Raw genomic sequence first — 22,477 nt, forward strand, 5'->3', positions numbered from 1 at the left:
CATGGCCCTGCGCGCGAATTCGGGGCAACGCTTCTCGGCCACGATCTGGCCCGGCTTCGTCGACGCGATGACGGCGCTGCTGATGGTGCTGATGTTCGTGCTGACGATCTTCATGGTTGTGCAATCGGTGCTGCGCGAGCAGATCACCGAACAGGACGACACGATCAGCGATCAGGGACAGGTCATCTCGCGCCAGGAGCGGCAATTGCAGGATCTGGGCCGACAGGTCGCGGCGCTTGGCCAGGCCCTGTCCGCATCGGAGGAACGCGAGGCCGGGCTGGCGCGCGATCTGGCCGCCGAAGAGGCCCGCACCGCCGATCTGGAGGCCGAGGCCCGGGCACGCGCGGCGCAGATCACCCGGCTGGGCACCCAGCTTGAAACGCGAGAGGCCGAACTGGCCGAGACACGCAGCCGCCTGACTGATTTCGAGGCCGAAGTCGCCACCCTTCTGGCCTCGCGCCTGCAGGATCAGGCGCAGATCGAGGAACTGGGCGCAAGCCTCGCCCAGACCGAGGAACGCGCCTCGGCCGCCGAACTGGCCATAGCCGCCGCCCGCCGCGAGATCGACGCACAGGCCGAGGCCGCCCGCCTTGACGCCGCCCGCCGCGAGGCGCTGGAGGCGCTGACGGCCGAGCTTCGCGCCGAACTGGCCGAGGGCGAAGCCGCCGTGACCGAGGCCGAGGCCGCGCGGCTGGCCGAGGCCGAGGCCGCTGCCCTCTTGCGCCGCCGCTTGGAAGCCGCCGATACCGAACTGACAGCCATGACGCTTGCCTTGGAGGAACGTCGCCGCGAGGCCGAAGAGACGCTGACCCTGCTGGCCGCCGCCGAGGCTGCGCGCGACGGGCTGTCGGAGGAACTGGCCGCGCAGACGACCGAGGCGCAGCGTCAGGCGGGGCTTCTGGCCGCCGCCCGCGCCGAACTGGCCCGTCAGGAAAACCTGTCCGAGGGCAGCCAGCGCCGCGTCGCGCTGTTGAACCAGCAGGTCGCGGAACTGACCGCTCAACTCGGCTCTCTTCAGGCGCTGCTGGAGGTCGCGGGCGAAGAGCAGGCCGAGGCGGAATTGCGCGTGGCCGAACTGGGCCAGCAGCTCAACGCCGCGCTGCTGCGCAGCGCCGAGGAAACGCAGCGCCGGCTTGCGCTGGAGGAACAGGCCCGCCTGCGCGCCGAGGCCGAGGCGCAGGATCTGGCGCGCTACCGGTCGGAATTCTTCGGCCGGCTGTCGCAGATCCTATCGGGGCGCGAGGGTGTGCAGGTCGTGGGCGACCGCTTCGTCTTTCAGTCCGAGGTTCTGTTCGCGCCGGGCGAGGCAGCCCTGTCGGATGCGGGCCGCGATCAGGTCGCGGGGCTGGCCCGCCTGCTGGTCGACATCGCCGACGAGATCCCCCCCGAGATCGACTGGATCATCCGCGTCGACGGCCATACCGACAACATCCCGTTGTCGGGAACGGGCCGGTTCCGCGACAATTGGGAATTGTCGCAGGCCCGCGCGCTGGCGGTGGTGCGCTTTCTCACCGACGAACTGGGCTTTCCGGCCTCGCGGCTGGCGCCGACCGGCTTTGCCGATACGCGCCCGATCTCAACCGAGGACAGTGCCGAAGGCCGTGCCCTCAATCGCCGGATCGAGCTGAAGCTGACCGAGAGGTAAGGGGCCGCGCGGTCAGAGCCGCGCGACCTCGGCCTCCAGGGCCTCGGCCTTGGGATCGGGCAGGCCCGCCATGCGGCGCAGGTGACGCTCCAGTTCGGAATTCAGCTCGGCGCCGACCAGAACGATGGTCGCGTTCAGCCACAGCCAGGTCATCAGCGCGATCACCGCGCCAAGGGATCCGTAGGTCTCGTTGTAGCTGCCGAAATTGGCGGCATACCACGAGAAGAGGATCGAGGTGATGACCAGCGCGACCCCCGCAAACACCGCCCCCGGCGAGACCCAGTGCCAGCGCGAGCTGGGCCGGGACGGACCCCAGCGATAGACCGCCGCCAGCGCCAGAACCAGAACGGCGAACATGATCGGCCAGCGGATCAGGTTCAGCATCGTCTCGTTCGTCGGCGCCATCGGCACCCATCGCAGCAGGGCCGGGATCACGGCGACCACCGTCAGCATCATCGCGATCAGCACCAGCCCGCCAAGCGTGAACCCCATCGAGATCAGGTTGAATTTGAGAAAGCTGCGCGTCTCGCGCTGGTAGAAGGCGACGTTCAACGCCGACAGCAGCGCCTTCATCCCGCCATTAGCAGACCAGAGGGCGATCAGCAGCGCAACGAGACCGGCGACCGACAGCACGCCTGCGGGGCTGGCGGCTATTGCATTGACCTGAGTGCTGATGATGTCCAGCCCGCCCTCGGGCAAAAGGTCCGACAGCAGGGCGAGATGGCCGTCGATCGTCGCCGGATCGGCCATCAGCCCGTAGAGCGAGACAAAGGCCGTGATCGCCGGAAACAGCGACAGCAACCCGAAGAACGTGACGCCGCCCGACACATAGGTCACGCGATCCTCGCCGATCTGCTCGATGGTGGATTTCCCCACCGCGACCAGATCGGGCAGGCGCAGGTCGCGCAAGCCGGGCTCGCGCCCTGTAATTGTCCGGGGACTGGCCCGCTCGGGCGCGCCTTGGCCAAAGGGCCGCCCTGTGCGGGGATCGACCGAACCGAACAGCGCGTCCAGAACGCCCGGCCCCGACCTCTGGCGGCCGCTCATCAGCGGTCCTGGTCCGGCCGCACCGGGGTAGCCGCATGGCCGGGTCGCGGCGCGGCAGTGCCGCGGCGAACGGTCATGTCACGGATCTGGTCGGCGGCCTCGGTGAATTGCTGCACGATGCCCCGCGCCCGACCGGCAACGGCGTTGAACGCCTCGAAGGCCGAGAGGACCGAGGCGACGACGCTGTTCAACCCGGTCGAGACCTCGTTGGCCGTGTCGCTCAGCCGCTGCGCCGACGTTCCCCTGCGGCGCGAGGCCTGGGCGCGCAGGCGTGCGGCGGCCTCGGCATCGGCGCGGGCCTGGGCGCGGACGCGGCGGCGCATGGCCTCGCGCTCGTCCTCGTCGATCTGGGCGAAGCGCGGCGCGACATGGGCGCGCGGCGCCGGGCGGTCATCGCCCGCGATCATGCGACCCGCAGCGACGCCCGCCGCCGTCAGGCCCGCCACACCGGCCGCGACCCCGCCCCAGACGATGATCCGCGCGGCCAGCGACGGTCGCGGCCAGACATGCCGCCCGTCCGGCGAGACCGGCCCCGAGGGCGGAATCCGCGAGGACACCATCTTGCGATGCGGATAGGGGCTTGCGGTGCGATGCCCCGGGGGGACGCGGCGGGTGCCAAACCGCGTCTGGCTGTCGCGGTCGGCCTCGGTCAGGTGCGGATGGGGGTCTTGGGGGCGCATGAGCGGTCTCCGGCTGGCATCTTGTCGCCATTCAAACCCGCTTGGACAGGGGAATGTTCCGCGATCCCTCTCCCGCCCGCATGAAAACTTGCCCCCCGGCCCCGCCAAGGCTATGCCGCGCCCATCGACAAGGAGCCCGCCATGATCCCTCGCTATGCCCGCCCCGAAATGGTCGCCATCTGGTCGCCCGAGACGAAGTTCAAGATCTGGTACGAGATCGAGGCCCATGCCTGCGACGCGCAGGCCGATCTGGGTGTGATCCCGCGCGAGAATGCCGAAGCCGTCTGGCGCGCCAAGGATGTCCAGTTCGACGTGGCCCGCATCGACGAGATCGAGGCCGTCACCAAGCATGACGTGATCGCCTTCCTGACCCATCTGGCCGAGCATGTCGGCAGCGACGAGGCGCGGTTCGTCCATCAGGGCATGACCTCGTCGGACGTTCTGGACACGACGCTGAACATCCAGCTGGTGCGCGCCGCCGACATCCTGCTGGCCGACATGGACCGCGTTCTGGCCGCTCTGAAGACCCGCGCCTACGAGCATAAGGACACGGTCCGCATCGGCCGAAGCCACGGCATCCATGCCGAGCCCACCACGATGGGCCTGACCTTCGCGCGCTTCTACGCCGAAATGGCGCGCGGCCGTGCGCGCCTTCAGGCCGCGCGGGCCGAGGTGGCCACCGGCGCGATCAGCGGCGCGGTCGGCACCTTCGCCAACATCGATCCGGCGGTCGAGGAACATGTCTGCGCCAAGCTCGGCCTGCGCCCCGAGCCGATCAGCACCCAGGTCATCCCGCGCGACCGGCATGCGATGTTCTTCGCGGTCCTCGGCGTCATCGCCAGCAGCATCGAGAACATCGCCATCGAGATCCGCCACATGCAGCGCACCGAGGTGCTGGAGGCCGAGGAGTTCTTCAGCCCCGGCCAGAAGGGCAGCTCGGCCATGCCGCACAAGCGCAACCCGGTCCTGACCGAGAACCTGACCGGCCTTGCCCGTCTTGTCCGCATGGCCGTGATCCCGGCGATGGAGAACGTCGCGCTCTGGCACGAGCGCGACATCAGCCATTCCTCGGTCGAGCGCGGCATCGCGCCCGACGCGACGATTACGCTGGATTTCGCGCTGAACCGGCTGGCAGGCGTGATCGAGAAGCTGGTGATCTACCCCGACAACATGCTGGCGAACATGAACAAGTTCCGCGGTCTGGTCATGTCGCAGCGGGTGCTTCTGGCGCTGACCCAGGCCGGGGTCAGCCGCGAGGACGCCTATCGTCTGGTCCAGCGCAACGCGATGAAGGTCTGGGAAAAGGGCGCAGATTTCCGCGAGGAATTGCTGGCCGATCCCGAAGTGACCGCCGCCCTGTCGCCCGCCGAGATCGAGGAGAAGTTCGATCTCGGCTACCACACCAAGCATGTGGACACGATCTTCCGCCGCGTCTTCGAGGCCGATCCGGTCTGATCATCGGGCGGCGCTAACCGAATCTTAGGCCCTCTGTCGCATCCTGCCGCTGATCGGGATTGTGACAGGGGGCCTTTGCATGGGCGCAGCCATGATGTTGAACCAGCGGCAGAAGGCAGCGGTGATCGTGCGCCTTCTGCTGGAGGAGGAGGAAGGCATCAGCCTCGAACGCCTGTCGGGCGACTGTCAGACCCTGCTGGCGCAGGAAATGGCGGCGATGGACATGATCGACCGCCAGACCCGCGATGCGGTGATCGACGAATTCTGCGAACATCTTGAATCGGTGGGCGTGACCTTTCCGGGCGACTTGGACGGAACGCTGGCCATGCTGGGCGCCAGCATCTCGGATGACAGCACCGACCGGCTGCGCAAGGCCGCCGCGGTCGAGGGTCGCGCCGATCCCTGGCTGCGCATCGCCGCCCTGCCCGCCGACATCCTGATCGCGCTGGCCAAGGGCGAGGCTGCGGAACTCGTGGCGCTGCTTCTGTCGAAACTGCCGGTCGAGCGCGCCTCCGAGGTCTTCGTGGCGCTGCCGCGCGAACGGGCGCGGGCCGTGGCGCAGGCCATGCCGATGACGGCAGGCGTCAGCGCGGCCTCGCTGCACCGGATGGGGCGGGTGCTGCTGCAGGCCGCCGATGCCCTGCCCCGCCCCGCCATCGCCACCCCCGCGACCAGCCGCATGGGCGCGATCCTGAACTTCGCGTCGGCCGATCTGCGCGATCAGGTGCTGGAAACACTGGAAGGCGCCGATCCCGGCTTTGCCGACGAGGTGCGCAAGTCGATCTTCCTCTTCGCCCATATCCCCGCCCGCGTCTCGCCCCGCGACGTGCCGCGCATCCTGCGCGAGGTCGAACAGCAGGTCCTGCTGCGCGCGCTCTCGGCGACCGAGGGGGCCGAGGCGGCAGCCGTGTCGTTCCTTCTCGAGAACATCTCGCAGCGCATGGCCGACGGTCTGCGCGAAGAGATCGAGGCACTCGGCAAGCAGCGCCCCAAGGATATCGAGGATGCGATGACCGAAATGGTCTCGGCGATCCGCCGGCTGGAAGCGGCCGGAGAGATCGTTCTGGCCCTGCCCCAGACGGATGAGGGATGACATCATCGATCCGCTTGCCAGCCCCACCGTCCGGCGCGATAACGGCGCTAGTCGGAGGCCCGGATGACGAACCAGATCGCGATTGCCCTGCTGCTGCTGTTTGCCGCGCTTCTGCTGGCGGATCACTTCTGGCTGCAGATGGACATGCCCATGTTCCTGGCCCGCCAGCTGGACCAGTTCATCGAATATCTGTCGTTCTGGCGCTAGGCCCGGCACGCCCCGTGTTAGCGCGATCCGCATTTGCATCGCGCCTGCTTGTTGGCTAGAGGGTGGCAACCGTCATCTGCTCAGGAGGGGTACCCATGGCAGTCAAGGTCGCCATCAACGGCTTCGGTCGCATCGGACGCAACGTGCTGCGCGCCATCGTCGAATCGGGCCGCACCGACATCGAGGTCGTCGCCATCAACGATCTGGGCCCGGTCGAGACCAACGCCCATCTGCTGCGTTACGACAGCGTGCATGGCCGTTTCCCGGCGACCGTCACGGTCAGCGGCTCGACCATCGATGTGGGCCGCGGCCCGATCGAGGTCACGGCGATCCGCAACCCTGCCGAACTGCCCTGGGGCCATGTCGACGTCATCATGGAATGCACCGGCATCTTCACCTCGAAGGACAAGGTGCAGCCGCATCTGGCGACGGGCGCCAAGCGCGTTCTGATCTCGGCGCCCGGCGACAATGCCGACAAGACCATCGTCTATGGCGTCAACCATGACAGCCTGACCGCCGACGATCTGGTCGTCTCGAATGCCAGCTGCACGACGAACTGCCTGTCGCCCGTCGCCAAGGCGCTGAACGACGCCATCGGCATCACGCGCGGCTTCATGACGACGATCCACAGCTATACCGGCGACCAGCCGACGCTGGACACGATGCACAAGGACCTGTATCGCGCCCGCGCCGCCGCGCTGTCGATGATCCCGACCTCTACCGGCGCCGCCAAGGCCGTGGGTCTGGTCCTGCCCGAACTCAAGGGCAAGCTGGACGGTGTCGCGATCCGCGTGCCGACCCCGAACGTCTCGGTCGTGGACCTGACCTTCGAGGCCGCCCGCGACACGACGGTCGAAGAGATCAACGCCGCCATCAAGGCCGCGGCGGACGGCCCGATGAAGGGCGTTCTGGGCTACACGACCGAGCCCCTGGTCTCGTCGGATTTCAATCACGATCCGCATTCCTCGGTCTTCCACATGGACCAGACCAAGGTGATGGAAGGCCGCCTGTGCCGCATCCTGACCTGGTACGACAACGAATGGGGCTTCTCGAACCGCATGTCCGATACGGCGGTCGCGATGGGCAAGCTGATCTGACCCCGCTCGGAAATGCAGAAAGGCCCCCGCTTCGGGGGCCTTTTTCATGCGCGGAGGCTGGCTTCAGCGCGGCTTCGAGGTCGTCAGGCGGCGCGAATTGGCGCGGGTGCGCCGCCCGTAGGGGCGCAGGGCGGCCGACAGGACACGTTCGGCGCTGTGCCCCCGCATCCCGGCGCTGGCCATGGCGTAAAGCGACTCGCTGGCGGCGGCCTGCTTTTCGGCCACCATCCGGAAAGGCTCGCCGGGCGATTGCGCCATGATGCCCATCATCCCCGCCATGCGCAGGCCGATGACCGTGTTGGCCTCGATCGCCATGCGGGCGAATTGCGTGACAAGGCGCATCTGGGCAGCAGGCAGGATCAGCGGAAGAATCGGGGTCATGAGCAAAAGTCCTTGTTTTGCCGGACGATGACCGCCGGCCCACGCGATCTTGCATTTGAAAGCGCCTTCACACAACTGCCACTTCCGTACAGGGTTCCCGAATTCTGGACGGGCCCGCTTGGCAAAAGGGGCATGGCGTGGTTAGAGGCAGGCTCATGACACAGACCCTGACCCTCCGACGCCCGGACGACTGGCACCTGCATCTGCGCGACGGCGCGATGCTGGCGGCGGTCGCGCGCCATTCCGCAGGCTTCGGCCGCGCGATCATCATGCCCAATCTGGTGCCGCCGGTCGTGACCGGCGCCCAGGCCGCCGCCTATCGCGACCGCATCCGCGCCGCCCTGCCCGAAGACGCGGCGCTGGAGCCGCAGATGACGCTGTATCTGACCGACACGACCGACCCGGCCGATGTGGTCGCGGCCTTCCGTGCCGGGATCATCCGCGCGGTCAAGCTCTATCCCGCGGGGGCCACGACGAACAGCGCCTCGGGCGTGACCGATTTCGCCCGCGTCCAGCCGGTGCTGGAGGCGATGGCCGAGGCGGGCGTCACGCTCTGCGTGCATGGCGAGGTCACTGCGCACGAGGTCGACATTTTCGACCGCGAGGCCGTCTTCATCGACACGATCCTCGATCCGCTGCGCCGCCGCACCCCCGGCCTGCGCGTGGTCATGGAACATATCACCACCCGCGAGGGCGTCGCCTATGCCCGTTCGGGCGGCGATGATCTGGCCGCGACGATCACCACGCATCATCTGGTCATCAACCGCAACGCGATCCTCGCGGGCGGCATCCGGCCGCACTACTACTGCCTGCCCGTCGCCAAGCGCGAGGAACACCGGCTGGCCCTGCGAGAGGCCGCGACCTCGGGCGAGGGGCGCTTCTTCCTCGGCACCGACAGCGCCCCCCATGCCGACAGCGCCAAGCTGCAACCCTGCGGCTGCGCGGGCTGCTTCACCGCGCCGAACACGATGTCGACTCTGGCGCAGGTCTTCGAGGACGAGGGCGCGCTGGACCGGCTGGAGGCCTTCACCAGCCTCAACGGCGCGGCCTTCTACCGCCTGCCCCCGAACGAGGACCGGATCACCCTGACCCGCCGTGACAGCCCCGCCGAATACCCCGCCCGGATCGAGGCGGGCGGCGAGACGGTCACCGTCTTCGACCCCGGCTTCCCGCTCTACTGGCACCTGGAGGACAAATGAGCCTGACCTTCCCCGCGCGCGAGGAAATCGCCCGCCTGACCGCCCGGATGCTGCTGGAGATCAAGGCCGTCGACTTCAACGCCGCCCAGCCCTTCACCTATGCGTCGGGTCTCAAGGGGCCAACCTATGTGGATTGCCGCCGCATCATCAGCTTTCCGCGCGTCCGCGCCACGCTGATGGACTTTCTGGCCGCGACCGTGCTGCGCGATGCGGGTTTCGAGGCCTTCGACAACGTGGCAGGCGGCGAGACGGCGGGCATTCCCTTCGGCGCGCTGGTGGCCGAGCGTCTCGGCCTGCCGATGACCTATGTCCGCAAGAAGCCCAAGGGCTATGGTCGCAATGCCCGGATCGAGGGCGTGATGACCGAGGGTCAGCGCGTCCTCTTGGTCGAGGATCTGACCACCGATGGCGGCAGCAAGCTGTCCTTCGTCGACGCGATCCGCGAGACCGGCGCGACCTGCGCGCATACGGCGGTTGTCTTCTATTACGGCATCTTCCCGGAAACCGTGCAGCGACTGGCCGATCACGGCGTCACGCTGCATCATCTCTGCACGTGGTGGGACGTTCTGGCCGAGGCCCGCGCGCAGGGCGCCTTTGACGAGGCCACGCTGGCCGAAGTCGAGACATTCCTGAACGATCCGCGGGCCTGGCAGGCCGCCAACGCCTGACTTATCCACAGCTTCTCCACAGAAGCGCGCACCGGAAAATGCGGCGGGCCGATTTCGCGGCCCGCCGCTTTGCTTTACACTGCGTGCAACCAGAACAAGGACAGGATCAGCCATGAGCAGCATCCGCGCGATCATCCCCGGCCAGACCGAGGACGAAGCCCAGCAGGCAGTCCCCTTTTCGCTGGAAGCCGAACAACAGCTTCTGGGCGCGCTTCTGACCAACAACGACGTGTTCGACCGGGTCAGCCAGATCATCCGCCCCGAGCATTTCTATCACCCGGTCCATGCGCGCATCTTCGAGATCTGCGCCGAACGCATCCGCCGCAACGCGCTGGCCAGCCCGGTGACGATCAAAGCGTTTCTGGAACATGACGAGGGGCTCAGGGATCTGGGCGGCCCGGCCTATCTGGCGCGCATGGCGGCGGCGGCGATCAGCGCCTATGCCGCGCGCGACTATGCCCAGATGATACGCGAATTCGCGCTGCGCCGCGAACTGATCCAGCTGGGTCAGGACATCGCGGCCCGCGCCGCCACGGTCGAGGTCGGGGACGAGGCCGAGGAACAGATCAAGGCCGCCGAACAGACGCTCTACAAGCTGGGCGAGGCCGGCGTGGCCGAACGCGGCTTCCAGTCCTTCCTCAAGGCCGTGACCGGCGCCGTGCAGGCCGCGAATGCCGCCTATCAGCGCGACGGCAAGCTGTCGGGGATCTCGACCGGGCTGATCGACCTCGATGCCAAGATGGGCGGGCTGAACAATTCCGACCTCATCATCCTGGCCGGGCGCCCCTCGATGGGCAAGACCTCGCTGGCGACGAACATCGCCTTCAACATCGCCAAGGCGCACAAGATGGGCGAACGTCCCGACGGCACCCATGGCACGGTCGAGGGCGGCATCGTCGGCTTCTTCAGCCTCGAGATGTCGGCCGAGCAGCTTGCCGCCCGGATTCTCTCCGAGGCCGCCGAGGTGCCCTCGGAACGCATCCGCTCGGGCAACATGGACGAGGCCGAGTTCCGCCGCTTCGTCGAAGCCGCACATGCCTTGCAGAACTGCCCGCTCTACATCGACGACACGCCCGCTTTGCCGATCAACCAGCTGGCCGCCCGCGCACGCAAGCTCAAGCGCACGCAGGGGCTTGATGTGCTGATGGTGGACTATCTCCAGCTGCTGAAGGCCGCCACGGCCAAGGACAGCCGCGTCAACGAGGTCAGCGAGATCACGCAGGGCCTCAAGGCCATCGCCAAGGAACTGAACATCCCCGTGATCGCCCTGTCGCAGCTGTCGCGTCAGGTCGAGAACCGCGAGGACAAGCGCCCGCAGCTGTCGGACCTGCGCGAATCCGGCTCGATCGAACAGGACGCCGATATCGTGATGTTCGTCTTCCGCGAGGAGTATTACAAGGAACGGGAAAAACCTTCCGACAGCGATCTGGACGCGATGGCCAAGTGGCAGCAGGTCATGGAACAGGTCCATGGCAAGGCCGAGGTGATCCTGGGCAAGCAGCGCCACGGCCCGATCGGCACGGTCGAACTGGCCTTCGAGGGGCAGTTCACCCGCTTCGGCAACCTCGCCAAGGACCGTCAGAGCCAATGGGACTGAACCTTCCCGTCCCGGTCGTGACGATCGGGCTGCTGCTTCTGTCGAACATCTTCATGACGGTGGCCTGGTATGGCCACCTCAAGTTCAAGACCGCGCCGCTTGTCACGGTCATCTTCATCAGCTGGGGCATCGCCTTCTTCGAATACGTGATGCAGGTGCCCGCCAACCGCATCGGCCACGGCCATTTCAGCGCAGCCCAGCTCAAGACCATCCAGGAGGTGATCAGCCTTTCGGTCTTCGCCATCTTCTCGTGGCTCTATCTGGGCGAAAGGCTGGGCTGGCAGCACGGCGTGGGCTTCTCGCTGATCTGCCTCGGCGCCTGGTTCATCTTTCACGATTTCGGCTGATCCCGCACCTCGGGGGAGGCCCGGAGGGGGCGCCGCCCCCGCCGGCGGGGGGACCGGGGGGCGGCGCCCCCCCGCCCGCCCCATCTAGCGGGGATCAGGACGCGCGGGCTTGCAGCATTCTGCACAAGATTCAAATCCTTGCATCAGGAGAACCCCATGCCCGCCATTCGCACCCCCCCGCATCTCTAGACGCTGGTCGCCCTGTCAGGGGTATCCGCGCTGTCGATGAACGTCTTCCTGCCCTCGCTTCCCGGCATGGCGCGCGATTTCGACGTGGATTACGGCGTGATGCAGCTCTCCGTCTCGGCCTATATCGGGGCAAGCGCGGTGCTGCAGCTGCTGGGCGGCCCGATCAGCGACCGCTACGGTCGCCGCCCGGTGGTGATCTGGGGTCTGATCGGCTTTCTTCTCGCCACGATCGGCACGCTTCTGGCGACCACCGCGACGGTCTTCCTGATCTTCCGCCTGCTGCAATCGGTCATCACCGTCTGCATGCTGGTCCCCCGCGCCGTGATCCGCGACCTCTATGACGGCGACCGGGCGGCCTCGATGCTGGGCTATGTCACGATGGGCATGGCCGTGGTGCCGATGATGGCCCCGGTCTTCGGCGGCGTCCTCGACGAGCTTTTCGGCTGGCAGGCGAATTTCGCTGTGATGGGCCTTCTGGGCATCGCCGTGCTGGTCGTCACCTGGCGCGACATGGGCGAGACCGTCCGCGGCGGAGGCCTGCCCATGCGCCAGCAGATGCAGAACTACCCGGCCCTGGCCCGCTCGCAGCGGTTCTGGGGATACTGCCTCGCGGCCACGCTGTCCTCGGGCGCGTTCTTCGCCTATCTCGGCGGCGCGCCCTTCGTCGGCGATCAGGTCTTTGGCCTGACACCCGCGCAGGTCGGCTACTGGTTCGCGGCGCCCTCGATCGGCTATGTGCTGGGCAATTTCCTGTCGGGCCGCTATTCGGCGCGGCTGGGGCTGAACCGGATGATCCTGATCGGCGCCGCACTGTGCTTTGTCGCGCTGATGCTGGCGCTTCTGGCCGATCTGGTGGGCCTTCTGCGGCCCCTCGTCTTCTTCGGTGCCATCGCCTTCATGGGCCTGGGCAACGGCATGGTCCTGCCCAATGCCAATGCCGGGATGATGAGCGTGCGCCCCGAACTGGCGGGCACGGCCTCGGGCCTGGGCGGGGCGCTGGCAGTGGCGGGGGGCGCGGCGCTCTCGGCCTTGGCGGGCGCGCTCTTGCAGCCGGGCAGCGGCGCGGGTCCGCTTCTGGTGATCATGTGCGGCTCGGCGCTTGGCTCCCTGGTGGCGGTCTTCTGGGTGCTGATGCGCGAAAGACGGATCGGGCTCGGCGCGTGACAACCGGATCTTAAACCTTTTGCGGCAGGATCAGGGCATGCGCCAACGCCCCGCCCTTGCCCTGCTGCTGATCCTGACCCTGCTCTGGCAGGGCACGCTGCCTCTTGCGGCAATGCCTTTGCAAAAGCTATCGCTTGCTTTGCAAAGGGAGGAGGCAGGGATGGCGGTGCAAAAGATCTATGCCGGCAGCGCGCTGCGCGAAACGCGGGCGCGGACGGGGCTGACGCAAAGGCGCTTTGCCGAGACGCTTGGCGTCTCTCTGCCCTACCTCTCGCAGATGGAGAACAACCATCGCCCGATCAGCGCCGGGGTCCTGCTGCGTCTGGCACAGGAATTCGGCGTCGATCTGACGACCCTTGCGGCGGGCGACGCCGAACGCATGGTCATCGACATGCAGGAGGCGCTGGCCGACCCCCTTTTCGACGCCACCCCGCCCCTGGCCGATCTGCGGCTTGCGGCGACCAATGCGCCGGTTCTGGCGCGCGCCTTCCTGGACCTGCACCGCGCCTATCGCGAGGGGCAGGAACGCCTTGCCGCCTTGGACGAGGCCATCGGCGCGGCCAGCCAAAGCACCCTGACGACCCCGTGGGAGGAGGTGCGCGACTTCTTCCACTATTGCGACAATTACATCGACGCGGTGGACCGCGCGGCCGAGCATTTCGCCTGCCCAGACGGTCAGCGCGCCGATCCCTGGACCCGCGCGGTCGAGGCCCTGGCCAGCCGCGACATCCGCGTGTCTCTGGTCGAATTGCCCGCCAATGCCGTCTTTCAGCGCGACGGGCGCGAGTTGCGCGTGAATGCCGCGGCCGAGGCGCCGACACGACTGTTCCAGCTCCTGCATCTGGTCGCGCTGGAACGCCAATCCGACCTGCTGGAGGCGACGCTGGACCTTGCGCGGTTTCGCAGTTCCACCGCGCGCGAGATCGCCCGGCTGGGGCTGGCCAATTACTTCGCGGGCGCGGCGCTGATGCCCTATCGCAGCTTCCTTGCCGCCGCCCAGGCCGAGCGGCACGATCTCGAACGATTGGCGCATCTGTTCGGCGCCTCTCTGGAACAAGTGGCACACCGCCTCTCGACCTTGCAGCGGCCCGGCGCGAAAGGGGTGCCGTTCTTTTTCGTTCGCGTCGATCAGGCCGGCACCATCACCAAGCGTCATTCCGCCACGCGCCTGCAATTCGCGCGCTTTGGCGGGGCCTGCCCGCTCTGGAACGTGCATCAGGCTTTCGAGCAGCCCGGCCGGTTCCTGCGCCAACTGGCCGAGACGCCGGACGGCGTGCGCTATCTGCTTCTGTCGCGCGACGTGTCCAAACATGCGGGCGCCTTCAACGCACCGGTCCGCCGCTTTGCCATCGGGCTGGGCTGCGAGGTGACGCATGCTTCGGCGCTGGTCTATGCGGACGGGCTGGACCTGATGCGGCCCCGCGCCTTCGAGCCGATCGGGATCTCGTGCCGAATCTGCCCGCGACCCGATTGCCACCAGAGGTCGGTCCCTCCGATCGATCGGCCACTGAGAATTCCGAATGATCGCAGCGGATATCTGCCATATGAAATTGCGTGACAATTTCGACAAATACCAACCGATTTCGGCGGAAAGCCGCGCAGAAAGGCAGGTATCCGCCCATCTCGGGCGTGCCCGGCTGATGGCCTGTTGCCACGAAGGCACAGGTCCTGTTTACCCAACCCCAAATGGAACGACCGCGCCGCTGCCTGAACGATGGCGTGCCGTCCGGGGACAGGGAACGCCTATGAAAGTCTATGACCGACTGAACGCGTCACTTGGCAGATGGTTGCCCGAACAGCGCATTTTCATTCGGTCCGATGACGGCACGCGTTTCCTGCGCCTGCGCCCCCTGACACAGCTGACCGGGCTTGGCGGCCTGACGCTGCTGTTAGGCTGGACGCTGATCTCAAGCTCGCTGCTGGTCATCGATGCGGTCAGCGCCGGCTCGTCCCGCGATCACGGCCAGCACGCCCAGGCCTCGTTTGAACAGCGCCTGATGGAGCTTTCGGCCGAACGCGATGCCCGCGCGGCCGAGGCGCTGGCGGCCCAGAACCGCTTTGCCGTCGCGCTGGAGAAGGTGTCGCAGATGCAGTCGCAGCTGCTGCATTCCGAGGAACAGCGCCGCGAGCTCGAGGCCGGGCTGCACAGCATCCAGGCCAGCCTGTCGGAATCCTTGGCCGAACGCGAGACGATCCAGCGCATCATGGGCGATGGCGACATCGCCGAGGCCGACCGGACCGAAGAATTCTCGATCGCGCTGGACATCCTGTCGGGCGAGTTGCGCCAGGCCGCCGACCAGCGCGCCGCCGCCGTCCAGCAGGCGGAAGAGGCCCGGATCGCCGCCGAGGAACTGGTGGTCGAACGCGACCAGATCCTGGCCCGCAACGACGAGATCCTGACCCAGCTTGAGAACGCCGTGACGGTGTCGGTCAAGCCGCTGGACGACGTGTTCCGCTCGGTCGGGATGAACCCGGACGAGGTGCTGCGCACGATCCGCCGCGGCTATTCCGGCCAGGGCGGCCCGCTGACGCCGATCTCGGTCTCGACGCGGGGCAACGCCGCGCTGAGCGAGGGGGAGGTCAAGGCGCGCCAGATCATCGTGACGCTGGACCAGATGAACACCTACCGCATCGCGATGGAGAAGCTGCCGCTGGCCATGCCCGTGCGCCAGAATTTCCGCTATACCTCGGGCTTTGGCCGCCGTTGGGGGCGCATGCATGAGGGGATCGACATGGCCGGTCCCGTCGGCACGCCGATCTACGCCACGGGCGACGGGGTCGTGACCTTTGCCGGGCGTCTTGGCGCCTATGGAAACCTGATCAAGATCCGCCACGAGCTGGGCACCGAGACGCGCTATGCCCACCTGAACCGCATCTCGGTCCGCGTCGGCCAAAGGGTGTCGCAAGGAGAGCGGATCGGTGATATGGGGAACACCGGACGCTCGACCGGGCCACATCTGCACTATGAGGTGCGTGTGAACGGCCGGGCCGTTGACCCGATGAGCTTCATCAAGGCAGCAGAAAATGTTCAGTAAGACACGCGTGACCGAAACCCGCCCCTCGAACAGCCCGGCACCGGCCGGCGCCAGCGCCGCGCCCGACCAGCCCCTGCCCGAGCGCCCCACCCCCGAGGCGGCCGCCACCCCCGCCGCGGCCCCCAAGCCGCGCAGCGCGCCCTCGATCCTGTCGGCCGACCTGCATGTGACCGGCAACCTGAAGACCCAGGGCGATGTCCAGATCGAGGGCATCGTCGAGGGCGACATCCGCGCCCACCAGCTGACCATCGGCGAATCGGCCACCATCAAGGGCGAGATCGTCGCTGATGACGTGGTGGTCCATGGCCGCGTCGTGGGCCGCCTGCGCGGCCTCAAGGTCCGCCTGACCGCCTCGGCACGAGTCGAAGGCGACATTATCCACAAGACCATCGCCATCGAATCGGGCGCCCATTTCGAGGGCTCGGTCCAGCGCCAAGACGACCCGCTCAGCAACGGCATCACCAAGAAGCTGGCCCCGCCCAGCAGCGAGTGATCCCGTCAAGACCTGCTGCATCTGGCCCGCTTTGGCGGGCCTTTTGCTTGCGCCGGTCTTGACGGCGGCCGCGCGGCGGTCTTCCCTCCGGCGCGGAGTGCAAGGGAGGACGCGATGAAGCTGCTGCGACACGGGCCGAAGGGCCGCGAAAAGCCGGGCTTGCTGGATGCGGAGGGCCGCGTGCGCGACCTGTCAGGCCATGTTGCCGACCTGTCGGGCGAGGTTCTGACGCGCGCCGGGCTGGCGCGACTGGCGGCGCTGGACCCGGCCACGCTGCCCGTGGTGCCGGGGCAGCCGCAACAGGATCTGCGGCTGGGCCCCTGCGTGGGCGGGGTGGGCAAGTTCATCGCGGTCGGGCTGAACTATGCCGACCATGCGGCCGAGGCCGGGATGCCCGTCCCGTCAGAGCCCGTCCTCTTCACCAAGTGGACCAGCTGCATCGCCGGGCCCGACGACGATCTGCGCCTGCCGCCCGGCTCGGCCTCGACCGACTGGGAAGTGGAGCTGGGCATCGTCATCGGGGATGGCGGTTGCGACATCCCGCAGAACACCGCGCTGGATCATGTGGCGGGCTATTGCGTGGTTAACGACATTTCCGAACGCGACTGGCAGATCAACCGGGGCGGCACTTGGGACAAGGGCAAGGGCTATGACGGCTTCGGACCGATCGGCCCCTGGCTCGTCACCCCGGACGAGATCGCCGATATCGCCGCCCTGACACTGTGGCTCGAGGTGGACGGCCAGCGCCGCCAGCATGGCTCGACCGCGACGATGGTCTTCGGCCCGGCGGAAATCGTCGCCTATTGCTCGCGCTTCACGCGGCTGATGCCGGGCGACGTGATCACCACCGGCACGCCGCCGGGCGTCGGCATGGGGCAGAAGCCGCCGGTCTATCTGCGCGCCGGTCAGGTCATGCGGCTGGGGATCGACGGGCTGGGCCAGCAGACGCAGCAGGTCCTGGCATGAGCGCGCCGTCGATCATCGTTACCGGGGCGGGCAGCGGCATCGGGCGGGACACGGCACGGCTGTTTCTGGCCGAGGGCTGGCGCGTCGGTCTGATAGGCCGCCGGGCCGAGGCGCTGGCGGAAACGGCCCGGGGCCACGAGGCGGCGCTGATCCTGCCCTGCGACGTGACCGATGCCGTTGCGGTCGAGGCCGCCTTTGCCCGGGCCGAGGCCGAATGGGGCCGCCTCGACATGCTGTTCAACAATGCCGGCATGGCGCTGAAGGCCGCGTTGCCCGATGAGGTCGCGCCCGAGGATTTCCGCGCCGTCATCGACGTGAACGTCACCGGCATGTTCCTCTGCGCGCGGGCGGCCTTTGGCCTGATGCGGCGGCAGCAGCCGCGCGGCGGCCGAATCGTGAACAACGGCTCGATCTCGGCCCATGTGCCGCGTGCAGGGTCGGCGGCCTATACGGTTTCGAAACACGCGGTGACGGGGCTGACGCGCAGCCTGTCGCTGGACGGGCGCGAGCACGACATCGCCTGCGGCCAGATCGATATCGGCAATGCCGCCACGATCCTGCAGCAGCAGGCCAGCGCCGCCAATCCGCATGCCGAGCCCGTCATCGATGCCGCCCTGGTGGCCGAAGCGGTGCTGAACATGGCGCGCCTGCCGCTGTCGGCCAATGTCCAGTTCATGACGCTGATGGCCACGCGGATGCCCTATATCGGGCGGGGCTAGTCCTCGGCCAGATCAGGCATCAGCCGGCGATAGAGATGCCATGTCGCATGGCCCAGCACGGGCAGCACGACCAGCAGCCCCAGGAACATCGGCAGGATCGCGGCGAAGATCAGCGCCGCGATCATCGCGCCCCAGATCGTCAGCACCCCGAAATTCAGCCGCACCGCCTCGATCGAGGTGATGATCGCGGTGATGAAATCCGTCTCGTAATCCAGCAGCAGCGGCAGCCCGACCACGGTGAAGCTGAACAGCGCCAGCGCAAAGCCCGCTCCGATCAGCGTGCCGATTATCAGCATGGCCAGCCCCCTGCCCTCGAACAGGATCGCCGCCGAGCTGGTGACGTTCGTCAGCGACGCCGTTCCCAGAAAGATCGCAAAGGTGGTGTGCGCCACGAAGACCCAGAACATGAACATCAGCAGGATCACCATCGCCATCGAAGGGATCTGCCGGTCCTTCTGGGCGATCACGATTCGGCTGACGCTGCGCCAGTCCAGCTCTTGCCCCAGCTCGATCCGGCGGCTGACCTCGTAGAGGCCGACCGCAGCGAAGGGCGCGATCAGCGGAAAGCCCAGGATGAAGGGGATCAGCCACCAATCGCTGCCGACTGCCGTGGCCACCGCGACCAGCGCCAGCCCGCCCAGAACGTAGAAGGCCGAGAACAGCAGCCCGAACGAGGGCGCAAGACGGAAATCGCGCCACCCCGCGGCCAGCGCGAAGCGAAGATCGGACGTGGTGATCCTGACCGGATCGGGCAGCAGATCGGGCTCGTCTTTCAGATGTCCGGGCATGTCGTATCGCGCCATCACTTCACCTCGAATTCAGCGCGTTCGAGGAAAGGATAGCGCCCGATTCGGCGCTGACGCAACGAATTTCGTCAGGCGTAGCGATCGACCAGCGCGGCGCAGACGGCGGGGCTGACGAACTTCGAGACATCGCCGCCCAGCCGCGCGATCTCCTTGACCAGCTTCGAGGCGATGGCCTGCCGCCGGGCATCGGCCATCAGGAAGACGGTCTCGACCCCGCTGTCCAGCGCGCGGTTCATCCCGACCATCTGGAATTCGTATTCGAAATCCGCCACGGCGCGCAATCCGCGCACGATCACGCCCGCGCCCACATCGCGCGCGCAGTCGATCAGCAGGTTCTCGAACGGGTGGACCAGGATCTCGCCCCCGGTGCGGGCGGCGATCTCGGCGCATTCGGCCTGCACCATCGCGACCCGCTCCTCGAGGTCGAAAAGCGGCCCCTTGTCGCGGTTGATCGCGACGCCGATCACCAGCCGGTCAACCAGCGCCATGGCGCGCTGGATGATGTCGATATGGCCCAGCGTGATCGGGTCGAACGTGCCGGGATAGAGGCCGATTCGCATGAAAGCGTGTCCTTGGTCATGGTCTCGGCCCGAGGCAAAGCGCATCTGCCCCCTGATTGCAAGAATGTGATCGCCAACGGAGCCCGGGCGGACCCGGCGTCACGCGCCCATGATCATCCCGGTCAGCGCCTCTTTCTCGGCCGCCAGTTCCTTCAGGCGGCCGCTGACGGCGTCCCCGATCGAGATCACGCCCAGCATCTCGCCCTGCTCGTCCACGACGGGCATGTGGCGGAACCGGCCTTCGGTCATGCGTTCCAGGATCGTCAGCGCGTCGTCGCCCGTGGTGCAGGTCTGGACGGTCCGTGTCATGAATTCGCTGACGGGGTGGGACAGCATCTCGGCCCCGTGCTTGCCCAGCTGGCGGACGATGTCGCGTTCGGACAGGATGCCGTCGGGGCGCTTGCCATCGGTCGAGACGACGACGGCGCCGATGCGCTTCTCGGCCAGCAGGCGGGCCGCGTCGCCCATCGTGGTGTCGGGCTGGATCGTCACGATCAGGGACGGATCGATCCAGGGTTTCGCGCTATCCGACTTCATCGACAGCAATTGCCTGACCAGCATGGCGCCCTCCTCACGGCTTGGTTGCATTCATCCTTTTCGCCGAATCGCCCCGCGTCAAGTCTGCGCATCGCCCGAGGCGGAAACCAGCGCCTCGAGCCTTGCGACCTCGGCGCGGATGCCTTGGGCCAGCGCATCCGCCAGCAGGCTGAGCCGGCGCGAGGCCCGGTCATCGGCATGCCGGATCAGCCAGAAGCTGCGCCGCAGCGCGATCCGGTCGGTCAGCACCCGCCGCACACCCGGCGCGAAGGGGATGGCGAAGTCGTGCACGATCCCCAGACCCGCCCCCGCGCGCACCGCCTGCATCTGGACCGCGACCGAATTGCTGCTGATCTGCGCCACCTCGACCCCTGTGGCCGACAGGTAATCCAGCTCGCGGTCAAAGATCATGTCGGGGATGTAGCCGATCATCCGGTGGCCGCGCAGGTCCTCGAGGCCACGCAGCGGCGGGTGGCGCGACAGATAATCCACATGCCCCGCCAGATGCAGCCGGTAATCCGCCAGCCGCTGCACCATCAGCCGCCCCGTATCGGGAGGCGATACCGCGATGGCCATGTCGGCCTCGCGCCGGGTCAGATTGACGACGCGCGGCAGGGCGACGATCTGCACCTCCAGCCCCGGATGGGCCGCACAGAGATCGCGCGCCACCTGCGGCAGCAGGTAATTCGCGCAGCCATCCGGCGCACCGATCCGCAATTGCCCGGTGATCCCCGCCTCCTGCGAGATCGCCTCGGCAGCGGCGGCGGCGGCCTGCTCGGCGGCTTCGGCGGGCGCGACAAGACGCGCGCCCTCGGCCGTCAGCGCATAGCCCTGCGGGGTCTTGAGAAATAGCGACGCGCCAACCGCGCCCTCCAGCCGTGCGACACGGCGCCCCACGGTCGAGGCATCCATCCCCAGCCGCCGCCCCGCACCCGAAAGGCTTTCGGTGCGCGCGACCGCCAGAAAGATCCGCAGGTCGTCCCAGTCCATCGCCCGGCCCTTTGCATAATCGCAAAACCCATTTGCCACCTTGCCCCTTTATCCGGCAATTCCGCAAGACTAACCTGCGCCCAACGCTTTCAGGAGGATGCGATGAAAGAGATTCACCACTGGATCGACGGCGCCGAATACAAGGGCACGTCCGGCCGCTTCAGCGACGTGTTCAACCCCGCCACCGGCGAGGTGCAGGCCCGCCTGTCGCTGGCCACCAAGGCCGAGCTTGACCACGCCATCGCCCGCGCCGCCGAAGCCCAGGTGAAATGGGGCGCCACGAACCCGCAGCGCCGCGCCCGCGTGATGATGGAGTTCGTCCGCCTGATCAACCGCGACATGGACCAGCTGGCCGAGGTCCTGTCCTCGGAACACGGCAAGACCTTCCCTGACGCCAAGGGCGATATCCAGCGCGGGCTCGAGGTGATCGAGTTCTGCGTCGCCGCGCCGCATATGCTGAAGGGCGAGTTCACCGACAGCGCCGGCCCCGGCATCGACATGTATTCGATGCGCCAGCCGCTTGGCGTGGTCGCGGGCATCACGCCCTTCAACTTCCCCGCCATGATCCCTCTGTGGAAGATGGGCCCCGCGCTGGCCTGCGGCAATGCGATGATCCTGAAGCCGTCCGAGCGCGACCCCTCGGTTCCGCTGATGCTGGCCAAGCTGCTGCAAGAGGCCGGGCTGCCCGATGGCGTGCTGCAGGTCGTGAACGGCGACAAGGAATCGGTCGATGCGATCCTCGACAGCCCGGTGATCCAGGCGGTGGGCTTTGTCGGCTCGACACCCATCGCGCAATACATCTATGAACGCGCCGCCGCGACCGGCAAGCGCGCGCAGTGCTTCGGCGGCGCCAAGAACCACATGATCATCATGCCGGATGCCGATCTGGACCAGGCCGCCGACGCGCTGGTGGGCGCGGGCTACGGGGCTGCGGGCGAACGCTGCATGGCGATCTCGGTCGCGGTGCCGGTGGGCGAGAAGACCGCTGACGCCCTGATCGAGAAGCTGGTCCCCCGGATCGAAAAGCTGAAGGTCGGCCCCTGGACTGCCGGCAACGACATCGATTACGGCCCGGTCGTCACCAAGGCCGCGAAAGAGAACATCCTGCGCCTCGTCCAGTCTGGCGTGGACCAAGGGGCCGAGCTGGTCGTGGACGGCCGCGACTTCAGCCTGCAGGGCTACGAGAACGGCTTCTTCGTCGGCCCGCACCTCTTTGACCGCGTGACCCCGGACATGGACATCTACAAGACCGAGATCTTCGGCCCGGTCCTGTCCACCGTCCGCGCCGGCAGCTACGAAGAGGCGCTGAAACTGGCCATGGACCACGAATACGGCAACGGCACGGCGATCTTCACCCGCGACGGCGACACGGCGCGCGATTTCGCCAGCCGCGTCAATATCGGCATGGTCGGCATCAACGTGCCGATTCCGGTTCCGCTAGCCTACCATACCTTTGGCGGCTGGAAGAAATCGGGCTTCGGCGACCTGAACCAGCACGGCCCGGACGCGTTCCGCTTCTATACGCGGACCAAGACCGTGACGTCGCGCTGGCCCTCGGGCATCAAGGAAGGCGGAGAGTTCAACTTCAAGGCGATGGACTGA

Annotated in this window: 23 protein-coding genes; 16 read left to right on the plus strand and 7 right to left on the minus strand. The window is 67.4% G+C overall.

Features of this window, described 5'->3' with window-relative positions; genetic code table 11:
* Position 1: 1 nt before the first annotated feature.
* Entirely contained in the window at positions 2-1,645 is a 1,644-nt protein-coding gene (locus tag QAR72_RS06215; RefSeq protein ID WP_304616499.1) for a peptidoglycan -binding protein, read from the plus strand.
* Positions 1,646-1,657: 12 nt separating this feature from the next.
* On the opposite strand, the gene QAR72_RS06220 is transcribed toward QAR72_RS06215, so the two are convergent.
* Positions 1,658-2,692: a YihY/virulence factor BrkB family protein gene (locus QAR72_RS06220; protein ID WP_304616500.1), complete on the minus strand. Its 1,035-nt coding sequence runs from the start codon at positions 2,690-2,692 to the stop codon at positions 1,658-1,660.
* Positions 2,692-3,372, minus strand: a complete 681-nt coding sequence (locus QAR72_RS06225) for a hypothetical protein (protein WP_304616501.1) — start codon at positions 3,370-3,372, stop codon at positions 2,692-2,694. Before QAR72_RS06225 ends, QAR72_RS06220 begins: the two co-directional genes overlap by 1 nt.
* Before the next feature lie 141 nt (positions 3,373-3,513).
* On the opposite strand from QAR72_RS06225, the gene purB reads away from it, so the two are divergent.
* The 4 genes from purB (at position 3,514) to gap (ending at position 7,224) form a co-directional block, all read left to right on the plus strand.
* On the plus strand, positions 3,514-4,827 hold the full coding sequence (purB, locus tag QAR72_RS06230; protein WP_304616502.1) for an adenylosuccinate lyase: 1,314 nt from the start codon (positions 3,514-3,516) through the stop codon (positions 4,825-4,827).
* Between the two features lie 91 nt (positions 4,828-4,918).
* Positions 4,919-5,920, plus strand: a complete 1,002-nt coding sequence (locus QAR72_RS06235) for a FliG C-terminal domain-containing protein (RefSeq protein WP_304616503.1) — start codon at positions 4,919-4,921, stop codon at positions 5,918-5,920.
* 63 nt (positions 5,921-5,983) lie between these two features.
* Positions 5,984-6,127: a hypothetical protein gene (locus QAR72_RS06240; RefSeq protein ID WP_304616504.1), complete on the plus strand. Its 144-nt coding sequence runs from the start codon at positions 5,984-5,986 to the stop codon at positions 6,125-6,127.
* A 95-nt stretch (positions 6,128-6,222) separates the two neighbouring features.
* Complete coding sequence (gap, locus tag QAR72_RS06245) at positions 6,223-7,224, plus strand: type I glyceraldehyde-3-phosphate dehydrogenase (RefSeq protein WP_304616505.1); 1,002 nt, start codon at positions 6,223-6,225, stop codon at positions 7,222-7,224.
* A 63-nt stretch (positions 7,225-7,287) separates the two neighbouring features.
* Here the strand turns inward: gap and QAR72_RS06250 are convergent, their stop codons facing one another.
* A complete protein-coding gene (locus QAR72_RS06250) occupies positions 7,288-7,605 on the minus strand; it encodes an antibiotic ABC transporter (protein WP_304616506.1) in 318 nt (105 codons plus the stop codon).
* Positions 7,606-7,760: 155 nt separating this feature from the next.
* On the opposite strand from QAR72_RS06250, the gene pyrC reads away from it, so the two are divergent.
* The 10 genes from pyrC (at position 7,761) to QAR72_RS06300 (ending at position 17,982) form a co-directional block, all read left to right on the plus strand.
* Positions 7,761-8,804 carry a dihydroorotase gene (gene pyrC, locus QAR72_RS06255; protein WP_304616507.1) on the plus strand — a complete coding sequence of 348 codons (1,044 nt, stop codon included), beginning with the start codon at positions 7,761-7,763 and terminating at the stop codon, positions 8,802-8,804.
* Positions 8,801-9,472 carry an orotate phosphoribosyltransferase gene (locus tag QAR72_RS06260; RefSeq protein WP_304616508.1) on the plus strand — a complete coding sequence of 224 codons (672 nt, stop codon included), beginning with the start codon at positions 8,801-8,803 and terminating at the stop codon, positions 9,470-9,472. The genes pyrC and QAR72_RS06260 overlap by 4 nt, the downstream gene beginning before the upstream one ends.
* Positions 9,473-9,584: 112 nt before the next feature.
* Positions 9,585-11,069, plus strand: a complete 1,485-nt coding sequence (locus QAR72_RS06265) for a replicative DNA helicase (RefSeq protein ID WP_304616509.1) — start codon at positions 9,585-9,587, stop codon at positions 11,067-11,069.
* Complete coding sequence (locus QAR72_RS06270; protein ID WP_219831127.1) at positions 11,060-11,416, plus strand: DMT family protein; 357 nt, start codon at positions 11,060-11,062, stop codon at positions 11,414-11,416. The genes QAR72_RS06265 and QAR72_RS06270 overlap by 10 nt, the downstream gene beginning before the upstream one ends.
* 201 nt (positions 11,417-11,617) lie before the next feature.
* Positions 11,618-12,769 carry a multidrug effflux MFS transporter gene (locus tag QAR72_RS06275; protein WP_331497644.1) on the plus strand — a complete coding sequence of 384 codons (1,152 nt, stop codon included), beginning with the start codon at positions 11,618-11,620 and terminating at the stop codon, positions 12,767-12,769.
* 160 nt (positions 12,770-12,929) lie between these two features.
* Positions 12,930-14,327, plus strand: coding sequence for a helix-turn-helix domain-containing protein (locus QAR72_RS06280; protein ID WP_304616538.1), 1,398 nt, complete (start codon positions 12,930-12,932; stop codon positions 14,325-14,327).
* A gap of 187 nt (positions 14,328-14,514) precedes the next feature.
* Positions 14,515-15,804, plus strand: a complete 1,290-nt coding sequence (locus tag QAR72_RS06285; protein ID WP_304616510.1) for a DUF5930 domain-containing protein — start codon at positions 14,515-14,517, stop codon at positions 15,802-15,804.
* On the plus strand, positions 15,794-16,297 hold the full coding sequence (locus QAR72_RS06290; protein ID WP_304616511.1) for a bactofilin family protein: 504 nt from the start codon (positions 15,794-15,796) through the stop codon (positions 16,295-16,297). Before QAR72_RS06285 ends, QAR72_RS06290 begins: the two co-directional genes overlap by 11 nt.
* A 114-nt stretch (positions 16,298-16,411) precedes the next feature.
* On the plus strand, positions 16,412-17,263 hold the full coding sequence (locus QAR72_RS06295) for a fumarylacetoacetate hydrolase family protein (protein ID WP_304616512.1): 852 nt from the start codon (positions 16,412-16,414) through the stop codon (positions 17,261-17,263).
* Positions 17,260-17,982 carry an SDR family oxidoreductase gene (locus tag QAR72_RS06300; RefSeq protein WP_304616513.1) on the plus strand — a complete coding sequence of 241 codons (723 nt, stop codon included), beginning with the start codon at positions 17,260-17,262 and terminating at the stop codon, positions 17,980-17,982. Before QAR72_RS06295 ends, QAR72_RS06300 begins: the two co-directional genes overlap by 4 nt.
* On the opposite strand, the gene QAR72_RS06305 is transcribed toward QAR72_RS06300, so the two are convergent.
* The 4 genes from QAR72_RS06305 to QAR72_RS06320 all read right to left on the minus strand — a co-directional run bounded on the left by QAR72_RS06305 (position 17,979) and on the right by QAR72_RS06320 (position 20,875).
* Entirely contained in the window at positions 17,979-18,785 is an 807-nt protein-coding gene (locus QAR72_RS06305; protein WP_304616514.1) for a DUF2189 domain-containing protein, read from the minus strand. The two genes, QAR72_RS06300 and QAR72_RS06305, sit on opposite strands and share 4 nt — an antisense overlap.
* A gap of 71 nt (positions 18,786-18,856) precedes the next feature.
* The gene (gene coaD, locus QAR72_RS06310; protein WP_304616515.1) at positions 18,857-19,348 is read right to left on the minus strand and encodes a pantetheine-phosphate adenylyltransferase; all 492 of its coding nucleotides are present in this window, start codon (positions 19,346-19,348) and stop codon (positions 18,857-18,859) included.
* 99 nt (positions 19,349-19,447) lie between these two features.
* Positions 19,448-19,909, minus strand: coding sequence for a CBS domain-containing protein (locus tag QAR72_RS06315; protein WP_304616539.1), 462 nt, complete (start codon positions 19,907-19,909; stop codon positions 19,448-19,450).
* Between the two features lie 54 nt (positions 19,910-19,963).
* Positions 19,964-20,875, minus strand: coding sequence for a LysR family transcriptional regulator (locus tag QAR72_RS06320; RefSeq protein ID WP_304616516.1), 912 nt, complete (start codon positions 20,873-20,875; stop codon positions 19,964-19,966).
* 102 nt (positions 20,876-20,977) lie between these two features.
* Between QAR72_RS06320 and QAR72_RS06325 the strand changes: the two genes are divergently transcribed.
* On the plus strand, positions 20,978-22,477 hold the full coding sequence (locus QAR72_RS06325) for a CoA-acylating methylmalonate-semialdehyde dehydrogenase (RefSeq protein ID WP_304616517.1): 1,500 nt from the start codon (positions 20,978-20,980) through the stop codon (positions 22,475-22,477).

The sequence above is a fragment of the Paracoccus sp. (in: a-proteobacteria) genome (assembly GCF_030604785.1).
In the GTDB taxonomy this organism is placed as follows: domain Bacteria; phylum Pseudomonadota; class Alphaproteobacteria; order Rhodobacterales; family Rhodobacteraceae; genus Paracoccus.

What these genes read in the sequence shown, in the direction of transcription:
- QAR72_RS06215 (WP_304616499.1), top strand. Translation starts at nt 2, where the DNA reads ATGGCCCTGCGCGCGAATTCGGGGCAACGCTTCTCGGCCACGATCTGG.
- QAR72_RS06220 (WP_304616500.1), bottom strand. Translation starts at nt 2,692, where the DNA reads ATGAGCGGCCGCCAGAGGTCGGGGCCGGGCGTTCTGGACGCGCTGTTC.
- QAR72_RS06225 (WP_304616501.1), bottom strand. Translation starts at nt 3,372, where the DNA reads ATGCGCCCCCAAGACCCCCATCCGCACCTGACCGAGGCCGACCGCGAC.
- purB (WP_304616502.1), top strand. Translation starts at nt 3,514, where the DNA reads ATGATCCCTCGCTATGCCCGCCCCGAAATGGTCGCCATCTGGTCGCCC.
- QAR72_RS06235 (WP_304616503.1), top strand. Translation starts at nt 4,919, where the DNA reads ATGATGTTGAACCAGCGGCAGAAGGCAGCGGTGATCGTGCGCCTTCTG.
- QAR72_RS06240 (WP_304616504.1), top strand. Translation starts at nt 5,984, where the DNA reads ATGACGAACCAGATCGCGATTGCCCTGCTGCTGCTGTTTGCCGCGCTT.
- gap (WP_304616505.1), top strand. Translation starts at nt 6,223, where the DNA reads ATGGCAGTCAAGGTCGCCATCAACGGCTTCGGTCGCATCGGACGCAAC.
- QAR72_RS06250 (WP_304616506.1), bottom strand. Translation starts at nt 7,605, where the DNA reads ATGACCCCGATTCTTCCGCTGATCCTGCCTGCTGCCCAGATGCGCCTT.
- pyrC (WP_304616507.1), top strand. Translation starts at nt 7,761, where the DNA reads ATGACACAGACCCTGACCCTCCGACGCCCGGACGACTGGCACCTGCAT.
- QAR72_RS06260 (WP_304616508.1), top strand. Translation starts at nt 8,801, where the DNA reads ATGAGCCTGACCTTCCCCGCGCGCGAGGAAATCGCCCGCCTGACCGCC.
- QAR72_RS06265 (WP_304616509.1), top strand. Translation starts at nt 9,585, where the DNA reads ATGAGCAGCATCCGCGCGATCATCCCCGGCCAGACCGAGGACGAAGCC.
- QAR72_RS06270 (WP_219831127.1), top strand. Translation starts at nt 11,060, where the DNA reads ATGGGACTGAACCTTCCCGTCCCGGTCGTGACGATCGGGCTGCTGCTT.
- QAR72_RS06280 (WP_304616538.1), top strand. Translation starts at nt 12,930, where the DNA reads ATGGCGGTGCAAAAGATCTATGCCGGCAGCGCGCTGCGCGAAACGCGG.
- QAR72_RS06285 (WP_304616510.1), top strand. Translation starts at nt 14,515, where the DNA reads ATGAAAGTCTATGACCGACTGAACGCGTCACTTGGCAGATGGTTGCCC.
- QAR72_RS06290 (WP_304616511.1), top strand. Translation starts at nt 15,794, where the DNA reads ATGTTCAGTAAGACACGCGTGACCGAAACCCGCCCCTCGAACAGCCCG.
- QAR72_RS06295 (WP_304616512.1), top strand. Translation starts at nt 16,412, where the DNA reads ATGAAGCTGCTGCGACACGGGCCGAAGGGCCGCGAAAAGCCGGGCTTG.
- QAR72_RS06300 (WP_304616513.1), top strand. Translation starts at nt 17,260, where the DNA reads ATGAGCGCGCCGTCGATCATCGTTACCGGGGCGGGCAGCGGCATCGGG.
- QAR72_RS06305 (WP_304616514.1), bottom strand. Translation starts at nt 18,785, where the DNA reads ATGGCGCGATACGACATGCCCGGACATCTGAAAGACGAGCCCGATCTG.
- coaD (WP_304616515.1), bottom strand. Translation starts at nt 19,348, where the DNA reads ATGCGAATCGGCCTCTATCCCGGCACGTTCGACCCGATCACGCTGGGC.
- QAR72_RS06315 (WP_304616539.1), bottom strand. Translation starts at nt 19,909, where the DNA reads ATGCTGGTCAGGCAATTGCTGTCGATGAAGTCGGATAGCGCGAAACCC.
- QAR72_RS06320 (WP_304616516.1), bottom strand. Translation starts at nt 20,875, where the DNA reads ATGGACTGGGACGACCTGCGGATCTTTCTGGCGGTCGCGCGCACCGAA.
- QAR72_RS06325 (WP_304616517.1), top strand. Translation starts at nt 20,978, where the DNA reads ATGAAAGAGATTCACCACTGGATCGACGGCGCCGAATACAAGGGCACG.